Annotated in this window: 19 protein-coding genes and 4 tRNA genes; 11 read left to right on the top strand and 12 right to left on the bottom strand. The window is 74.4% G+C overall.

Annotated features, from left to right (window positions below):
* Positions 1-8: 8 nt before the first annotated feature.
* The 4 genes from Cs7R123_RS33215 to lepB all read left to right on the top strand — a co-directional run bounded on the left by Cs7R123_RS33215 (position 9) and on the right by lepB (position 2,756).
* Entirely contained in the window at positions 9-686 is a 678-nt protein-coding gene (locus tag Cs7R123_RS33215; RefSeq protein WP_212832435.1) for a trans-aconitate 2-methyltransferase, read from the top strand.
* Between the two features lie 140 nt (positions 687-826).
* Positions 827-1,312 (top strand): hypothetical protein, encoded by a 486-nt coding sequence (locus Cs7R123_RS33210; RefSeq protein ID WP_212832433.1) that lies wholly within the window; start codon positions 827-829, stop codon positions 1,310-1,312.
* 200 nt (positions 1,313-1,512) lie between these two features.
* On the top strand, positions 1,513-2,028 hold the full coding sequence (locus Cs7R123_RS33205) for a SigE family RNA polymerase sigma factor (RefSeq protein ID WP_212832432.1): 516 nt from the start codon (positions 1,513-1,515) through the stop codon (positions 2,026-2,028).
* Positions 2,025-2,756, top strand: a complete 732-nt coding sequence (lepB, locus tag Cs7R123_RS33200; RefSeq protein ID WP_212832430.1) for a signal peptidase I — start codon at positions 2,025-2,027, stop codon at positions 2,754-2,756. Before Cs7R123_RS33205 ends, lepB begins: the two co-directional genes overlap by 4 nt.
* Before the next feature lie 40 nt (positions 2,757-2,796).
* Here the strand turns inward: lepB and Cs7R123_RS33195 are convergent, their stop codons facing one another.
* The 3 genes from Cs7R123_RS33195 to Cs7R123_RS33185 all read right to left on the bottom strand — a co-directional run bounded on the left by Cs7R123_RS33195 (position 2,797) and on the right by Cs7R123_RS33185 (position 5,494).
* The gene (locus Cs7R123_RS33195; protein WP_212832428.1) at positions 2,797-4,053 is read right to left on the bottom strand and encodes a WD40 repeat domain-containing protein; all 1,257 of its coding nucleotides are present in this window, start codon (positions 4,051-4,053) and stop codon (positions 2,797-2,799) included.
* A gap of 89 nt (positions 4,054-4,142) precedes the next feature.
* The gene (locus Cs7R123_RS33190; protein WP_212832426.1) at positions 4,143-4,949 is read right to left on the bottom strand and encodes a hypothetical protein; all 807 of its coding nucleotides are present in this window, start codon (positions 4,947-4,949) and stop codon (positions 4,143-4,145) included.
* The gene (locus tag Cs7R123_RS33185; protein ID WP_244872305.1) at positions 4,946-5,494 is read right to left on the bottom strand and encodes a SigE family RNA polymerase sigma factor; all 549 of its coding nucleotides are present in this window, start codon (positions 5,492-5,494) and stop codon (positions 4,946-4,948) included. The genes Cs7R123_RS33190 and Cs7R123_RS33185 overlap by 4 nt, the downstream gene beginning before the upstream one ends.
* Before the next feature lie 217 nt (positions 5,495-5,711).
* Between Cs7R123_RS33185 and Cs7R123_RS33180 the strand changes: the two genes are divergently transcribed.
* From Cs7R123_RS33180 to Cs7R123_RS33160, 5 genes are all read left to right on the top strand, one after another.
* Complete coding sequence (locus tag Cs7R123_RS33180; protein WP_212832422.1) at positions 5,712-6,266, top strand: hypothetical protein; 555 nt, start codon at positions 5,712-5,714, stop codon at positions 6,264-6,266.
* Positions 6,263-7,300 (top strand): efflux RND transporter periplasmic adaptor subunit, encoded by a 1,038-nt coding sequence (locus Cs7R123_RS33175; protein ID WP_212832421.1) that lies wholly within the window; start codon positions 6,263-6,265, stop codon positions 7,298-7,300. Before Cs7R123_RS33180 ends, Cs7R123_RS33175 begins: the two co-directional genes overlap by 4 nt.
* A gap of 20 nt (positions 7,301-7,320) precedes the next feature.
* Entirely contained in the window at positions 7,321-8,055 is a 735-nt protein-coding gene (locus tag Cs7R123_RS33170; RefSeq protein WP_244872304.1) for an ABC transporter ATP-binding protein, read from the top strand.
* Positions 8,052-9,248: an ABC transporter permease gene (locus Cs7R123_RS33165; protein ID WP_212832419.1), complete on the top strand. Its 1,197-nt coding sequence runs from the start codon at positions 8,052-8,054 to the stop codon at positions 9,246-9,248. Before Cs7R123_RS33170 ends, Cs7R123_RS33165 begins: the two co-directional genes overlap by 4 nt.
* Positions 9,249-9,342: 94 nt before the next feature.
* Entirely contained in the window at positions 9,343-10,569 is a 1,227-nt protein-coding gene (locus Cs7R123_RS33160) for a D-alanyl-D-alanine carboxypeptidase family protein (protein ID WP_212832418.1), read from the top strand.
* A 145-nt stretch (positions 10,570-10,714) separates the two neighbouring features.
* Here Cs7R123_RS33160 and Cs7R123_RS33155 read toward each other — a convergent pair.
* The 4 genes from Cs7R123_RS33155 to Cs7R123_RS33140 all read right to left on the bottom strand — a co-directional run bounded on the left by Cs7R123_RS33155 (position 10,715) and on the right by Cs7R123_RS33140 (position 12,153).
* Positions 10,715-10,789, bottom strand: a tRNA-Val gene (locus Cs7R123_RS33155).
* Between the two features lie 11 nt (positions 10,790-10,800).
* Positions 10,801-10,871, bottom strand: a tRNA-Cys gene (locus tag Cs7R123_RS33150).
* Positions 10,872-10,901: 30 nt separating this feature from the next.
* Positions 10,902-10,974, bottom strand: a tRNA-Gly gene (locus Cs7R123_RS33145).
* Between the two features lie 96 nt (positions 10,975-11,070).
* Entirely contained in the window at positions 11,071-12,153 is a 1,083-nt protein-coding gene (locus Cs7R123_RS33140; RefSeq protein WP_244872303.1) for a CapA family protein, read from the bottom strand.
* 161 nt (positions 12,154-12,314) lie between these two features.
* On the opposite strand from Cs7R123_RS33140, the gene Cs7R123_RS33135 reads away from it, so the two are divergent.
* Positions 12,315-12,390: transfer RNA gene (locus tag Cs7R123_RS33135), tRNA-Gly, on the top strand.
* Between the two features lie 211 nt (positions 12,391-12,601).
* On the opposite strand, the gene Cs7R123_RS33130 is transcribed toward Cs7R123_RS33135, so the two are convergent.
* Complete coding sequence (locus Cs7R123_RS33130; protein ID WP_212832416.1) at positions 12,602-13,135, bottom strand: RNA 2'-phosphotransferase; 534 nt, start codon at positions 13,133-13,135, stop codon at positions 12,602-12,604.
* Between the two features lie 43 nt (positions 13,136-13,178).
* Positions 13,179-13,577: a hypothetical protein gene (locus Cs7R123_RS33125; RefSeq protein WP_212832415.1), complete on the bottom strand. Its 399-nt coding sequence runs from the start codon at positions 13,575-13,577 to the stop codon at positions 13,179-13,181.
* A gap of 87 nt (positions 13,578-13,664) precedes the next feature.
* Between Cs7R123_RS33125 and Cs7R123_RS33120 the strand changes: the two genes are divergently transcribed.
* Positions 13,665-13,886: a hypothetical protein gene (locus Cs7R123_RS33120; protein ID WP_212832414.1), complete on the top strand. Its 222-nt coding sequence runs from the start codon at positions 13,665-13,667 to the stop codon at positions 13,884-13,886.
* A gap of 51 nt (positions 13,887-13,937) precedes the next feature.
* On the opposite strand, the gene Cs7R123_RS33115 is transcribed toward Cs7R123_RS33120, so the two are convergent.
* Genes Cs7R123_RS33115 through Cs7R123_RS33105 form a run of 3 tightly spaced genes read right to left on the bottom strand, consistent with a single transcriptional unit; the run spans position 13,938 to position 15,298 of the window.
* Positions 13,938-14,525, bottom strand: a complete 588-nt coding sequence (locus tag Cs7R123_RS33115; RefSeq protein ID WP_212832407.1) for an ATP/GTP-binding protein — start codon at positions 14,523-14,525, stop codon at positions 13,938-13,940.
* Positions 14,506-14,898 (bottom strand): DUF742 domain-containing protein, encoded by a 393-nt coding sequence (locus Cs7R123_RS33110; RefSeq protein WP_212832405.1) that lies wholly within the window; start codon positions 14,896-14,898, stop codon positions 14,506-14,508. The genes Cs7R123_RS33115 and Cs7R123_RS33110 overlap by 20 nt, the downstream gene beginning before the upstream one ends.
* Entirely contained in the window at positions 14,888-15,298 is a 411-nt protein-coding gene (locus Cs7R123_RS33105; RefSeq protein ID WP_212834811.1) for a roadblock/LC7 domain-containing protein, read from the bottom strand. The genes Cs7R123_RS33110 and Cs7R123_RS33105 overlap by 11 nt, the downstream gene beginning before the upstream one ends.

Below are 15,298 nucleotides of genomic sequence, written 5' to 3'. Positions count from 1 at the left end.
CTGATCAGGTGGCACAACCCGTTGGCGCTACCGCGCACTGGCAGGCCGTGTACGCCCGGACCGAATCCCGGTCCGCCAGCTGGTATCAGGACCAGCCCGCAATGTCGCTGCGGCTGCTGTCCGCCGGAGGCGTCGGCCCCGGCAGCTCCGTCGTCGATGTCGGCGGCGGCGCCTCGACCCTGGTCGACGCGCTGCTCGACCGCGGCGTCACCGACGTCACCGTCCTGGACGTGGCGCAGTCCGCCCTCGACACGGCCCGCCGCCGCCTCGGCGACCGGGCCGGGGCCGCCCACTGGATGGCCCGCGACCTGCTGACCTGGTCGCCGCTGCGCCGATACGCCGGCTGGCACGACCGGGCCGTGTTCCACTTCCTCACCGACGCCGCCGACCGCGACCGCTACCGCCGGGTCCTGGAGGCGGCGCTGGCTCCGCGCGGCCAGGTGGTGCTGGGCGTGTTCGCCGAGGACGGCCCGCAGACCTGCTCCGGCCTGCCGGTGGTCCGCTACGGCCCGCAGGAGCTGGCCGCGCAGTTCCCGGGGTTCGTGGTGCTGCAGGCCGAGCGCGAGGAGCACCACACCCCGACCGGGCACGTGCAGCCGTTCACCTGGCTGCGGCTCACCCGCGCCGACCAGCTCACCCCGACCTGGGCCCCGGCCCCGGCCCCACAGCCCGGCCGCGTCGTCTGACCCGCCGGGCATACCGGCTGACAACGGCGCCTGCCCGCCAGGGCGGCGCCGTTCCCTTTCATCGAAGGACTGCTATATTGGCGGGCATCGTTGTGTCCCGGCCACAGCCCGTCCCCGTCCCCGATGAAAGGGAAACGACGATGAGAGCAGCTCGCTTCGTGGTGGCGGCCGCCGCCTTCGCCGCGGTGTTCGCCCTGCCCGGCGTCGCCCAGGCCGCCGTCAGCCAGACGTTCCACGCCGACTCCGGCGACGCCTGCCGCTACGGCGTCACCGACGGCACGCTCAACTGGCGCTTCGGCTCCACCTCGCCGGTGCCGGTCACCGCTGTCGACGTCAGCGGCAAGCTCACCGACCACCCCCAGCCCATCGACCCGGTCACCCAGTGCCGCGACGACGGCTACTACAGCACTGCCACGTTCGTGGCGTACTCCGGCAGCGTCGAGGTGGACCGGGCCAGCAGATCGGTCGACAACGGCTCGGTCGCGCTGACGTTCACCCTGAACACCAGCACCTTCTCGACCAGCATCAACCGGGTCGTGGTCCAGGTCTGCCGCAGCCCGCTGCACACCGTCCCGCCCAGCTACTGCGGTCGGGCCGTGACCTACCTGGCCCCTCCGGCCGCCTGACCCACGGACCGGCGGGCGGCCGGGACCCCCGCCGGTCCCACCCCGCGTCCCACCGCGGTGGCCCGCTCGCGTGCAGTTTCGGGGAAAGTGCACGAATCGGGGCGTCCATTCGTGCACTTTCCCCGAAACTGCACGGACCGGCACCGCAAGACGGGGCGGGGCGTGCAACGGATGGCGAGCGGTTCTCGTTTCTGATGGGTGTGACCCCCTCTGAAGAGCTCGACTTCACCCGGTTCGTGCGGGCGCACGGCGACCGGCTGCTGCGGTTGGCGCGCCTGCTCGTGCCCGACCCGGCCGAGGCCGAGGACGTGCTGCAGACCGCGCTGCTGCGGCTGACCCGGCACTGGTCGCGCCGGCTGGACTCGCCCGAGGCGTACGTACGCGCGGTGCTGGTCAACCTGGCCAAGGACCGGGGACGCCGCACCCATCTGGTGCCGGTGCCCGTCGACGTCGAGCCCGACCGGATCGGCGCCGACCCCGACCACGCCGAAGCGGTCGCGGCCCGCGCCCAGCTGGACCAGCTGCTGGCGCAGCTGCCGCCCCGCCAGCGCGTCACCGTCGTGCTGCGCGTCGTCGACGGGCTGTCCGAGGCCGAGACCGCGGCGCTGATGCGCTGCTCGGCCGGCACCGTCAAGAGCAACCTCGCGCGCGGGCTGGACAAGGTCCGCGCCGCCCTGCTGCCCGCGCCCCACCCCGAGAAGGAGACCACCCGATGACCGACGATCCGTCTGAGCGGCTGCGGACGCTGGCCGCCGCGGCCGCCCCGTCCGTACAGGCCGACCCCGGGCTGGCCGGCCGGGTGCTGGGCCAGGCCCGGCGCGGGCGGCGGCTGCGCCGGTGGCGCAACCTGCTGCTCGGGCTGGGCGCCGGGACGGTGGCCCTGTCGACGCTGGCCGCCGCGACGCTGCTCGGCCGTACCGACTTCTTCACCGTCGTCGAGCCCAGTGGCGCGATGAAGCCCACCGTGGGCATCAGCGAGCGGGTCGTGTTCGACCGGTCGCTGAGCCCGGCCCGCGGCGACATCGTGCAGATCCACATCGCGTACGGCGGCGACGAGTACGACGCGATCTTCCGGGTGATGGGGCTGCCGGGCGACACGGTCGCCTGCCCGGCCACCGCCGCGGGCACGTGCGACGCGGTGACGGTCAACGGGGTGGCGGTGGCCGAGCCGTACCTGGACCAGGCCACGGCGCCGTTCGCCCCCGTCGCGGTCCCGGCCGGGCAGGTGTTCGTGATGGGCGACAACCGGCCCGCCGTCAACGACTCCCGCTACCACGGCCCGGTGCCGCTCGCGGCGGTCAGCGGGGTCGCAGTGCAGATCAAGAGCGAGGACGGCAGGGTACGGCTGGTGCCGGGCGCCCCGCCGCACGACGGGCCGGGGGACCAGGACAACGTCGACCCGGCCGGACCGGTCCCGCCCGCCCGCGCGGTGCCGGCGGGCTGAACGGGGGTGGGCGGGCGGCCGGAAGGCTGCCCGCCCAGGATCAGGCGGGTGGCAGCGCGTCGGCGAACACCGCGCTGATCGTCTCGCTGACCAGGACCAGGATGCGCCCGTCGGCGGAGAAGTTGCCCGCCGCCATCCCGGGTTCGGTCCACAGGACGCGGCCGGTGCCGTCGAACAGGACGGTGCCGCTGTCGTCCACGGCGTGGACGAGCGGGCCGTGCTCGGCCCATACGCAGCGGGTGCACAGGATCGCCAGGGGCGAGTCGGCGGGCAGCTCGCTGCCCGAGGGCACGAGCGACGTGCCGGTCACCCGGTCGCCGTCCAGGGTGAGCAGCGCCGCGCCCGGCACGAGGCCCGCCTCGCCGCCGAGCCCGCCCGCGACCAGCAGGCCGGTCCCGTCGGTGGCGAAGGCGAGCGCGTTCACCCCGGCCAGGCCGGTGTCGTGGCGTAGCACGGTCTCGCCGGTGGCGGCGTCGCGGATCACGATCTCGCCGCCGCCACCGGCGTGGGCCAGCCGCCCGCCGTCGCGGTTCAGCGCCACCGGACCGCACGGATCGGCGGGGGTGCTGAGGCGGACCTCGCCGGAGGCGGTGTCCACCACGCGTACGCCGTGCGCCGCCGAACCGGCCGCGACCAGCCTGCCGTCGGCGCTGAACCCGATCCGGACGCTGGCCCGGTCGACGTCGAAGAAGTCGTCGCCGTCGGCGGTCGGGCCGAGGTCGAGCTGCCACAGCGCGGTGCCCTCGGGCACGGCCCAGGCGTGCAGACGGCCCTCGACCGAGGTGACCGCCACCGTGCCGTCGGGGCTGAGCGAGGTGTCCAGGGCCTCGTCGTGGAAGTGGGCGCCGTCGAGCAGCATCCGCGACGGCAGCTGCGGCACGGCACCCCAGACGACGATGTCGCCGCCGTTGTGGTGCCATTCGGCGGCGGCGGTCACGACCAGCCAGCGCGGGTCGTCGGGGCAGGCCACCGAGGTCGCACCGTGGTAGAAGTACGCGAAGTCCGCGTCCTCGTCGGGTTCGGCCAGGGCCGGGCGTCCGCTCTGGACGTGGTCGAGGTCGCCGAGCTGCCGCCAGGCCGCCAGCGCGTGGCACGGCCGGGACTGGCCTGCGGCGTACTGCTGCCACCAGGCGTCGGGCATCGGCCGCAGCCGCGGCGGCCAGGACCGCAGCAGCGGTGCTGCGGTGGCCAGCTCGTCGGGGGATGCCTGCTCCAGCAGCGGCCAGGCCTGCTCCCAGGCCTCGGCGGAGGGCTCGCCGGCCAGCAGTGCTGCCAGCGTGATCCGGTCACCGTCCACATCGTCCCCCTTGTCCGCATGCTGCGTCGGTGCGCGGCATGGACCGTACCATCGCGACGCACGCGAGGTCGGCTGGTGATCGTGCGGTATCAGGGCAGCAGCCGCCGGTCGGCGGCCACCCGCGCCAGCAGCTCGCCGGTGAACGCCGACGGCCGCAGCGCCGGGCGGCCGGTGCCCTGCTCGGCGGTCCAGGGCTGCCCGGCGGTGGCCGCGTCACCGGTGCCGGGCCGCCAGCGGACGGTGAGGAAGCCGCCGGTCAGGAACCGGGTCGCGGTGAGGCCGCCGTCGGCGGCGGTGTCGGTGCGCACCGCGACCCCGCCGACCGTGGCGACGGCGCAGGTGGCGGGCCCGAGCTCGACGTACGCGGTGAGCCGGGTGGTCACCGCCGCCGCGCACAGGTCGCCGCCGGGGACGCCGCCGCCGTCGCCGATCAGGGCCGCCGACAGGGAACCCTCGCCGCCGTCGTCGGAGACGACGAGCCTGGTCACCGAGACGTAGCGCGGCAGCGCCCCCGCGTCGGCGGCCAGGCGCCAGGTGTCGGTGGCCCCGTCGGGGCGGACCGCGTACCCGGACGGCACTGCCCCGGTCAGCACCTGCGCGATGCGGCCGCCGTGGGCGTGGGCGGCGTCGGGTCCGGGCAGCCGCGGCAGCGGCACCGCCGAGACCGCGGCGGCGGTCGGGGTCTGCTGCGCGAGCGGCGCGGGGCCGGGGGCGGCGGGCAGCAGCGCGGCCACCGCGGCGGCGGCCAGGGCGGCGCAGGCCAGGCCGCCGCCCGCGGCCAGGCGGGTCCGGCGCCGGTCGGCGTGCCGGGCGGCGGCCAGCACCTGCGCGCTGTCGCGCAACGGGGGCGCGGGCGCGTCGAGGATGCGGTCGCAGAGGTCCTTCACGTCGGTCATCGCATCCCCCAGTTCGGCCGCAGGCTGTCGGCGTCGACCGTGCCGTCGTCCAGCAGTTCGCGCAGCTGTGCCAGGCCGCGGGCGGTCTGGCTCTTCACGGTGCCGGTCGAGCAATCCATCGCCTGCGCGACCTGCTCGACCGACATGTCGGCCCAGAAGCGCAGCACCAGTACCGCTCGGCGCCGCCGGGGCAGCCGGACCAGCGCGGCGTGCAGCGCGGACCCCTCCTCGGCGTACTCGTCGCGGACGGCGCTGTCGAGTGCGCTGCTGCCGGGCTCGGTGGCGTACTCGCGCCGCCACGGCCGCCGCCGCTCGTCGAGGAACGCGCGCAGCAGCACGCGGCGGGCGTACTGGTCGAGGGCGTCGTGGCGCTCGACCCGGTGCCAGTGCCGGTAGAGCTTCGTGAACGCGGTCTGCACCAGGTCCTCGGCCAGATGCCAGTCCCGGCACAGCAGGTACGCGGTCTTGCGCAGGTGGTCGGCGCGCTCGGCGTAGAAGGCGACGAAGTCGGCCTCGGGGGCGCGGCGGTCCCGCCATCCCAGCAAAGCGTCACCTCGTCTCATCCCGGCCTGTCGGCGTCCTGCCCGCGTTCGGGCGGACCGTGCGGCAGGAACACGGAAGCGGGCCGCCGCAGGGTTGCCCGGCCCGCTATGACGATCACCACAGCCGCTCGGGGCGTCCACCCGGGCAACCCGGGGCCGCCGGGGCTCCGTGTCTGTCCCGGTGCGAAACCCCGCGCCCGGACGGAGAGGACCTTAGACGATGAGGATTCGCAGGTGGAGCGCGGTGCTGCTGCTGGCGCTGCTGACGGGAGCCTGCTCGGACGGCGGGGCGGCGCCCGAGGTGGCCACCGCCGCGACGCCCGGCGCGAGCGCCCCCGCGGCCGCGCCGCCGAGCACGCCGTCGGACGACCCGGTGCAGCGGGAGCTGGAGTTCGTCGCGTGCATGCGCGAGGCGGGCATCACCGACATGCCCGACCCGGTGCCCGGCGACCGGTCCGGGCGCAGCGCGCTGCTGCACGCCATGGACGACCTCGGTATGGGCCTGAAGGACTCGTTCCAGGCGGCGCTGGACGGCTGCATGAAGTTCCTGCCCCCGGCCGCGGCGCAGAGCCCCCGCCCGGTCGGCGACGTCGAGAAGCTGCGGCAGTACGCCCAGTGCATGCGCGACAACGGGGCGACGGACGTGCCCGACCCGGACCCGGTGACCGGGCACCTCGACCACTGGATCCGCCAGGACGACAAGGTCGCCATGGCGGCGCTGGAGAAGTGCCGCAACCTGCTGCCCACCGATCCGTCCCCGAAGCCGAACCGGTGAGCGTCCGGTTGCGCCGGCGGGCGGTGCTGGGCGCGCTGGCGGTGGCGACCGGCGCCGGGTCCGGCTGCGACGGCGGACCCGGCCCGGCCGCGGCCGCGCCGCCGCGCACCGCCGAGGTGCTCCGGGAGGATCTGGTCGAGTTCACCGACGTGCCCGGCGAGCTGGGCTTCGGCGAGGCGCTGCCGGTGCGCTACCCGCGCCCGGCCGAGCCGGACGGCGACGGGCTGGGGCTGCTCACCTGGCTCGCGCCGGTCGGCTCGACCGTGTCGCGGGGGCGGCCGCTGCTGCGGGTCGACGACCTGCCGGTGGTGCTGCTGTACGGCCCGCTGCCCGCGTACCGGCCGCTGGCCGTGGGCAGCCGGGGCCGCGACGTCCGGCAGCTGGAGGCGAACCTGGCCGCCCTGGGGCTCACCAAGGGCGGCGCGGACGAGCGCTACACGGCCGCGACGGCGGCGGCGGTGCGGCGCTGGCAGCGTTCGCTGGGCCTGCCGGAGACCGGGGCGGTCGAGCCCCGGCAGCTCGCGTACGCGGCCGGCCCGGTGCGGGTCGACGCGCACGCGCTGCGCGTCGGCGACCCGGCCGACGGCGAGGTGCTGCGCTGCACGGGCGCCGTCCGCTCGGTCGCGCTGCGGCTGGACGACCAGCGGCGGCACCTGGCCGTGCCCGGCACACCCGTGACGGTGCGCCTGGCCGCCGGGGCCGAGGTCGCGGGCACGGTCGAGAGCCTGGGCCCGCCCGCCGCGGGCGCCACCGGGGAACCGGAGGTCACCGCGTACGTCCGCGTGCCCGACCAGGCCGCGCTGGCCGCCGCCGGGCAGGTGACCGTCCGCTTCACCGCCCAGCGCCGCCCGGGGGTGCTCACGGTGCCGGTCACGGCGCTGGTCGCGCTGTCGGAGGGCGGCTACGGCGTACAGGTCGCCGACGGCGGCAGCACCCGCTACGTCGCCGTCCGGACCGGACTGTTCGCGGGCGGGCGCGTCGAGCTCACCGGCGGCGACATCACCCCCGGCACCCGGGTGGTGATCCCTCAATGATCCGCGCGAGGAAGGGCAGCTTGTCATCGCATTCCGACGTGGAGGGTGCCCTGCTCGACCCTGAGGGCACGCACGTGCTCGAACTCGTCGGCGTGTCCCGGGCGTACCCGGGCGGGGTCATCGCCGTCGACGGCGTCAGCCTGGCCGTGGGCCGCGGCGAGTTCGTCGCCGTCGCCGGGCCGTCCGGATCGGGCAAGTCGACGCTGCTGCACCTGGTCGGGCTGCTCGACCGGCCCACGGCGGGCACGGTCCGGGTCGCCGGGCACGACACCGGCACGCTGCCCGACCGGACGCTGGCCGCGCTGCGCGCCCGCGCCATCGGCTTCGTGTTCCAGCAGTTCCACCTGGCCCCCGGCGTACGCGCGCTGGACGCCGTCGCCGACGGGCTGCTGTACGGCGGCGTGGCCCGCGCCCGGCGGCGCGAGCGGGCCGCCGAGACGCTGGACCAGGTCGGTCTCGGGCACCGGCTGCGTCACCGCCCGCATGAGCTGTCCGGCGGCGAGCGCCAGCGGGTGGCCATCGCCCGCGCGCTGGTGAAGCGGCCCGAGGTGATCCTCGCCGACGAGCCGACCGGCAACCTGGACTCGGCGGCGGCGGCGACGGTGCTGGACCTGCTGCGGCGGCTGCACGCCGACGGGACCACGGTCGTGGTCATCACCCACGACCAGGGCATCGCCGACAGCCTGCCCCGGCGGGTGCGGATGCGCGACGGCCGGGTCACGGCCGACAGCACCCGGCGGGAGGCGGCGGCATGAGGCTGCCCCGACCGGCCCGGCTGCGCACCACCGACCTGCTGCTCATCGGGGTCGGCGCGCTGCGTGCCCGGCCGTTGCGCGCCGTCCTGTCGGCGCTGGGCATCGCGATCGGCATCGCGGCGATGCTCGCCGTGCTGGGCATCTCCGCCTCGTCCCGGGCCGACCTGGACCGCACCCTGGACCGGCTCGGCACGAACCTGCTCACCGTGGCACCGGGCGAGGCGGTGCTGTCGGGCGAACCGGCGGCGCTGCCCGCCGAGGCGGTGCCGATGATCCGCCGGATCGGCCCGGTGGTCTCGGCCGACGCCGTCGGGCTGCTGCCGCAGGCGCGGGTGTACCGCAACGACCGCATCCCGGAGCAGCAGTCCGGTGCGATCGCGGTCATGGCGGCCGACCTGGGCCTGCTCGGCACGGTCGGCGGTAGCCTCGGCACCGGCACCTGGCTGAACCCGGCCACCGAGCGGTTCCCGGTGACGGTGCTCGGGGCGACGGCCGCCCGGCGGCTCGGCGTCACCGGCGCCGGGCAGCAGGTGTGGCTGGGCAGGCAGTGGTTCACCGTCGCGGGCGTGCTCGCCCCGGTGCCGCTGGCGCCCGAACTGGACTCGGCGGCGCTGGTCGGCGGCCCGGTCGCGGCACAGCGGCTCGGGTACGACGGGCACCCGACGACCGTCTACTGCCGCACCGACCCCGACCGGGTGCTCGCCGTACGCGACGTGCTCGGGGCCACCGCGAATCCGGCGGACCCGCTGTCGGCGCGGGTGTCGCGGCCCTCGGACGCCCTGGCCGCCAGGCAGGCCACCGATCGCGCCTTCACGGGGCTGCTGCTGGGGCTGGGTGCGGTGGCGCTGCTGGTCGGCGGGGTCGGCGTGGCCAACACGATGATCATCTCGGTGCTGGAGCGGCGCGGCGAGATCGGGCTGCGCCGGGCGCTCGGCGCGACCCGGCGGGCCGTGGCGGCCCAGTTCCTGGTCGAGTCGCTGCTGCTGTCGGGCCTGGGCGGGGCGGCCGGGGCGCTGCTCGGCGCGGCGATCACCGCGGCGTACGCGGCGTCGCGGGGCTGGCCGGTCGCCGTGCCCGCCTGGGCGACGGCAGGCGGCGTGGCGGTGACCGTGCTGGTCGGCGCGGTGGCCGGGCTCTACCCGGCGGTCCGCGCCGCCAGGCTGTCGCCCACCACCGCGCTGGCCGCGGGATGAGGCGATAGGGAAGCCGGGACGAGGCGATAGGCAATATCTGACTGATTTGTAGAGAATTCTACATGTACGTGAGCTTCATATTAATCTGCGAAACATGGTCCTGTTTTCCTCCACGGCGGGCCTCGCCGCGCTGGTCACCGCGTCGCTGGCCGTGCCCGTGGCGCCCGCCCCGGGCAGTGTGGGCGCCGAACCCGGCACCCGCGCCGGTGCGGTGATCCGCGCTGCGGTGCCCTGTCCGAAGACCCCCGCCCCGAAGTGGTCCATGCCCGAGCGGCCGTCCCCGCCCACCGACGACCCGGTCCACCGGGCGGTCGGCGGGGAGGAACTGGCCACCACCGGTCTGGCCGTCCCGCCGGGCGCGTCAAGGCCGCCCGCGGTGAGCGCCACCTCGTGGATCGTGGCCGACCTCGACACCGGCGCCGTCCTCGGCGCCTGCGGCCCCCACGAGTACGGCGCCCCGGCCAGCGTGCAGAAGCTCCTGCTCGCCGCCACGATGCTGCCGAAGCTCGACCCGCACGAGGTGATCACCGTCACCCCCGAGGACATGGACTTCGAACCCGGCAGCTCCGCGGTCGGCCTGGTCGAGGGCGGGAAGTACTCCGTCGAGATGCTGTGGCTGGGGCTGCTGCTGGTCTCCGGCAACGACGCCGCGAACGTGCTGGCCCGCCTCGGCGGGGGGAGCGGCGGTGCCGCGGCCGGGGTGCGGGAGATGAACGCCGAGGCGCAGCGGCTGGGCGCGTACCAGACCCACGCGGTGACCCCGTCCGGGCTCGACGGGCCGGGGCAGTACACCAGTGCGTACGACCTCGCCCTCATCGCGCGGGCGTGCTTCGCCGACCCGGCCTTCCAGCGGTACACCATCACGAGGCAGGCCAAGGTCCCCGCCCAGCGCCGGCACGTCAAGGGCTTCGAGATCGGGAACCAGAACCGGCTGCTCGACGAGTATCCGGGCGCCCTGGGCGGCAAGACCGGCTACACCGACCTGGCCCGCCACACGTACGTCGGCGCCGCCGCCCGCAACGGCCGCCGGCTCGTCGTCACGCTGCTCGGCGCCGAATACCTGCCCCTGAGCGGCTGGCAGCAGGGCGCCGCCCTGCTGGACTGGGGCTTCTCCCAGCCCGCGGACGCGGCGGTCGGGCACCTGGTCGACCCGGCCGGGGCCGCGTCCCCGGCACCGGTGGTGGCGGCCGCTCAGCAGGCCTCGACCGCCGGCTCGGGCGGGGGAACGGGAACGCCCCGGATCCTCGCCCTCGGCGCCGTGGTCGCCGCGGCGGGCCTGGCGATCTCCGCCACCGCCCGCCGCCGGCGCCGGCGCACCTGACCTTCCCGGCCGGCTGCACTTTCGGGGAAACTGCACGAACGAACGCTCGGATTCCAGCACTTTCCCCGAAAGCGCAGCCAACCCATCCGCATCCGGTAGGGAAAAGAAAGAGGGCCTGTCCGCTATGCGGACAGGCCCTCTTTGCTGGTGGGCGATACTGGGTTTGAACCAGTGACCTCTTCCGTGTCAAGGAAGCGCGCTCCCACTGCGCCAATCGCCCGTGCTCTTACGAGGTGGAGACGGGATTTGAACCCGTGTACACGGCTTTGCAGGCCGTTGCCTCGCCTCTCGGCCACTCCACCGTGGTTTTACGTCCTTGCGGCCGTGCTCCGAGCGGATGACGAGACTCGAACTCGCGACCCTCACCTTGGCAAGGTGATGCGCTACCAACTGCGCTACATCCGCTTGTCAGTTTCGCCCGCCTTCCGGCGTGCTTGCCCAACGGATGAGAACTTTAGCCGGTCGAGGTCGGTCTTGCCAAACCGGGGTGCCCCGGGCGCGTCAGGCCTGGGGTGAAGGGGCCAGCCCGGTGCAACGAGCTGCCTGGTCAAGTCGCTGCTGGACCGCCTTGAGGGCGTTCCCGGTGACCGGGACGGGCTGCCCGTTGTTCGACACGGTGCCGGGCGTGAACACGCGGCTCTTCACCTTTCCGTTCTTGATGACGACGGTGAGCAGGCCGGTGTCGGTGCTCTTGGACACCGAATACCAGAGGAAGTTGCCCAGGCCGTAGTGGACGTACGTGTCCCCGAGGAACCCGTCGGCCAGCAGGACGTGCGCGTGGGTGCCGAGCACGAGGTCGGCGCCGCTGTCGGCCATCAGCTTGGCGAAGGTCTTCTGCTCGCCGTTGGGGCAGCTCTGCCCCTCGGTGCCCCAGTGCATGAAGACGATCACGACGTCGGCCTGCGCGCGGGCCTTCTTGACGGCCGCCACGGCCAGGTTCTTGTCGAACGCCATCGCGATGCCGGGCCGGGTCGCCGTGGGCTTCCACTGCTCCTTGAGGTCGTGCACCTGCGACATGCCCACGATCGCCAGCCGCACCCCCTTCACCGTGGTCAGGTACGGCGCGTACGCCTCCTCGGTGTCGTGCCCCGCCCCGACGACCGGCTGCCCGGCCTCCTTTGCCGAGTCGAGCGTGTCCAGCAGCCCGATCTGGCCGTAGTCGAGGGTGTGGTTGTTGGCGATCGACACCAGGTCGATCCCGGCCGCCTTGATCGCCGCGTACGACTCCTTGGGCCCCCGGAAATGGAACTCCTTGGGCTGCTCGCTGCCGCGGTCGGTGATCGGCGTCTCCATGTTGACCATGGCGAAGTCCGCGGCCCGCAGCTGCTCCGCGTACGGCCCGAATGCCGTGTCCGGGTTCTTGAGCAGCGCCAGGGTGCGGCCGGTGAAGTGCACGTCGCCCGCGAAGGCCAGCGTGATCTCCTCGGCGGGCGCCGGCGCGGGCGAGGCCGTGGCGGCCGGCTCGGCCGGACCGGCGGGCGGGTGCCAGGACGCGGGCTGCCGCGCCGCGCACGCGGCCAGGGCGGAGAGCAGGGCCAGGCAGGCGAGGGGGCGGGCGGCGCGGCCCAGGCGCGGTCGGGTCACCGATCGAGGGTACGGGCATGTGAGGGCTGCTCGCATCGGCGAGTCGGTGGTGCCGGACACCCGCGGCGCGCGGAAGGGGATACCGAGTGGCGCGGGCGGCGGGGCACCCGCTAGAGTTCTGTCTCGTCAGGCAGCAAGCCGCAGGGCAAGCCACCTGACATGCGGATGTAGCGCAGTTGGTAGCGCATCACCTTGCCAAGGTGAGGGTCGCGAGTTCGAGTCTCGTCATCCGCTCCACATCAACGATCGCCGGTAGCCCTCGGGCCACCGGCGATTCGTGTTTCCGGCCACTTCGCGGCCGCCTGCGCCCGCTGCCGGCATCCGCCCCGCGCTTACATAAACGTTGGCCTATGTCGTCGAGAACGATCACCGCCCAGTCGACGAGATAGGCCAACGTCAATGCTGAAGGCAGGGCCGCGGGCGCGGGTGGGGCGGCGGGGCGGACGGGTCAGGCCTCGCCGCGCAGGTAGCGGGCGGGGACCTCGTCGGTGAGCCATACGTCGTTGGCGCTGCGGTAGAAGTGGTGGCCGTCGTCGGCCATCGCGGCTGCGGCGACCACCAGGATCACCGGGGCGCCGTGGCGGCTGCCGACCTTGTGCGCGGTCTGCGCGTCGGCGGACAGGTGCACGTGGTGGCGGCTGCCGCGGTGCACGCCGTCGGCGTAGATCGAGGCCAGGTTGCGCCGGGCCGTGCCGTGGTAGAGCAGCTCGGGGGGCTCGACGGGGGTCAGGCCCAGTTCGACCTGCACCGAGTGGCCCTGGCTGGCCCTGATCCGGTCGCCGTCGACGGCGAAGCGCTGCTTGTCGTTGTCGGCCACCACCGTGTCGAGCTGGGCGCGGGTGACCCGGTGGCCGTGCGCGGCGAGGGCGCGCAGCAGGGTGTCGATCTGCACCCAGCCGTCGGGGCTGAGGGTGATGCCGATGCTTTCGGGGGCGTGTCGCAGCACGTACGACAGCCGCTTGCTGATTTTCACCGTATCCATGTCGATGCCACGGTAGGCATGGGCCGCCACCGCTGTCGACGCGTTATCGGCCCCGGTAGGGCAGGCTGCGCGGGCCGGTGACCAGGCCGCCCGCGGCGGTGACGCGGTCGCGCAGGCCCCGGTCGGCTGTGGCGACCACCACGGCGGGCCGGTCCGGGGCCTCCTGCCGGACCAGGCCGACGATGGCGTCGTCGCCGCTGCCGGGGGCGGCGTGCACCCGTACCCCCGGGGTCTGCGCCACGTCGCGGGCCGCGCCCTCCACGACCAGCACGACCTCGATCGGGCCGGGAAGTTCCGGCACGCCGGGCAGGCCGGTGCCGGGCAGGTCGGCGATCGCGTCGCGCAGGCGGGTGGCGGCGCCGTGGCGGTCGCGCCACCAGCCGTCGGGGACCGAACCGACGACGTTGGCGGCGTCGACGATGAGCAGGGGGAGCGCTGTCATGCCGACAGTGTCCCGCGTGGCGGGCCGGGGGCGGGGTTCGACGCGGATCGGCCCGGCGGCTGGCGCGGGCCGCCTAGGCTGGCGGCCATGGAACGCATTTCTCGCCTCTGGGCCGCTGCGGTGGCCGGTCTGCTGTCCACGATGCTCGTGCCCGCCGTCGCATGGGCGGAGGAGTCCGGCGTCGCCGAGGAGTTCAAGAAGCGGCGCGGCGGCTTCGGCTTCTTCGGCGGCGGCGCGCTGTGCTGCCTGGTCGTGGTCGCCCTGATCGTGGTGGGCGTCGTCTTGGTCATGAAGCGGCGCGGCAGGTAATCGTCGGGTGCCGGTGGACGCGTGGCGGGCGCGCCCACCGGCGGAGTTCGATCAGGCCGGAACGGCGGCCTTCACCATGGTGAGGACGTGCTCCACCAGGGTGATCAGGACGTTCTTGACCGAGACGCGGTCACGGGCGTCGGTCAGCAGCACCGGGACGTGGCCGTCCAGGTCCAGCGCCTCGCGCACCTGCTCGACGGTGTAGCGCTGCTCGCTGTCGAAGCAGTTCACCGCGATGACGAACGGCGTGCCGCGCTGCTCGAAGTAGTCGATCGCCGCGAACGAGTCGGCCAGGCGCCGCGTGTCGGCCAGCACGACCGCCCCCAGCGCCCCGGTGGCCAGCTCGTCCCACAGGAACCAGAAGCGGTTCTGGCCCGGGGTGCCGAACAGGTACAGCACCAGGTGCGGGTTGATGGTGATCCGGCCGAAGTCCATCGCGACCGTGGTGGTCGTCTTGGCGGACACGCCCGTGATGTCGTCGGTGCCCATCCCGGCGGTGGTGAGCACCTCCTCGGTCCGCAGTGGACTGATCTCGCTGACCGCCCCGACCAGCGTGGTCTTGCCGGCGCCGAAACCTCCGGCGACCAGGATCTTCAACGCCTGGGGGACCGGCGCGGCGTCAGAGCGCACGGAGTCCATGGATCACCGCCTGGAGGGTGTCGACATTCGGAAGGTGGTCGGTGGACGGCGGATCGTAGCGTGAGATCAGACCGTCCTGGAGCAAATCGCACAGCAGCACGCGGACCACGCCCAGGGGCAGGTCCACACGGGAGGCGATCTCGGCCATGGCGCGAGGCTCCTGGGTGAACGCCAGGATCGACTGGTGTTCGGGGGAGGGGGTGTCCGCGGCCAGGGTCGCGGTCGCCACCACGTACGTGATGAGGTCGAAGTCGGACGTCTTCGGCCGCACCCGGCCGCCGGTGACCATGTATGGGCGGACCACCGGCCCGGCCTCGTGGTCCCACCAGGCCGGGCCCTCCTCGACTACGGGGTCGACGGGGTCAGTTGACATCGGCACCCGGCCGCGACGGCGTGGCCAGGTGCGTGCCGACGCGGGTGGCGAGCATGGCCATCTCGTACGCGAGGATGCCCAGGTCGATGTCGGGGTCGGCCAGCACGGCCAGGCAGGAGCCCTGACCCGCGGCACTGACCAGCAGGAACGCCTCTTCCATCTCCACGATGGTCTGGCGGACCGGGCCGCCCTTGAACCGCTGGCCCGTGGCACCGGCCAGGCTGGAGAAGCCCGAGGCGACCGCGGCAAGGTGCTCGGCGTCGTCCCGGGACATGCCGGTGGAGGCGCCGGTGAGCAGGCCGTCGACGGAGAGCACGACGGCGCAGCGGGCCTGCGGCACTCGGGCGAGCAGGTCGTCGAGCAGCCAGTCAGTCGCGGGTCGGGTCGTCGTCGGTACCAC

Source organism: Catellatospora sp. TT07R-123 (genome assembly GCF_018327705.1).
Taxonomy (GTDB): Bacteria; Actinomycetota; Actinomycetes; order Mycobacteriales; family Micromonosporaceae; genus Catellatospora.
This window is presented reverse-complemented; position numbering and strand designations above follow the sequence as displayed.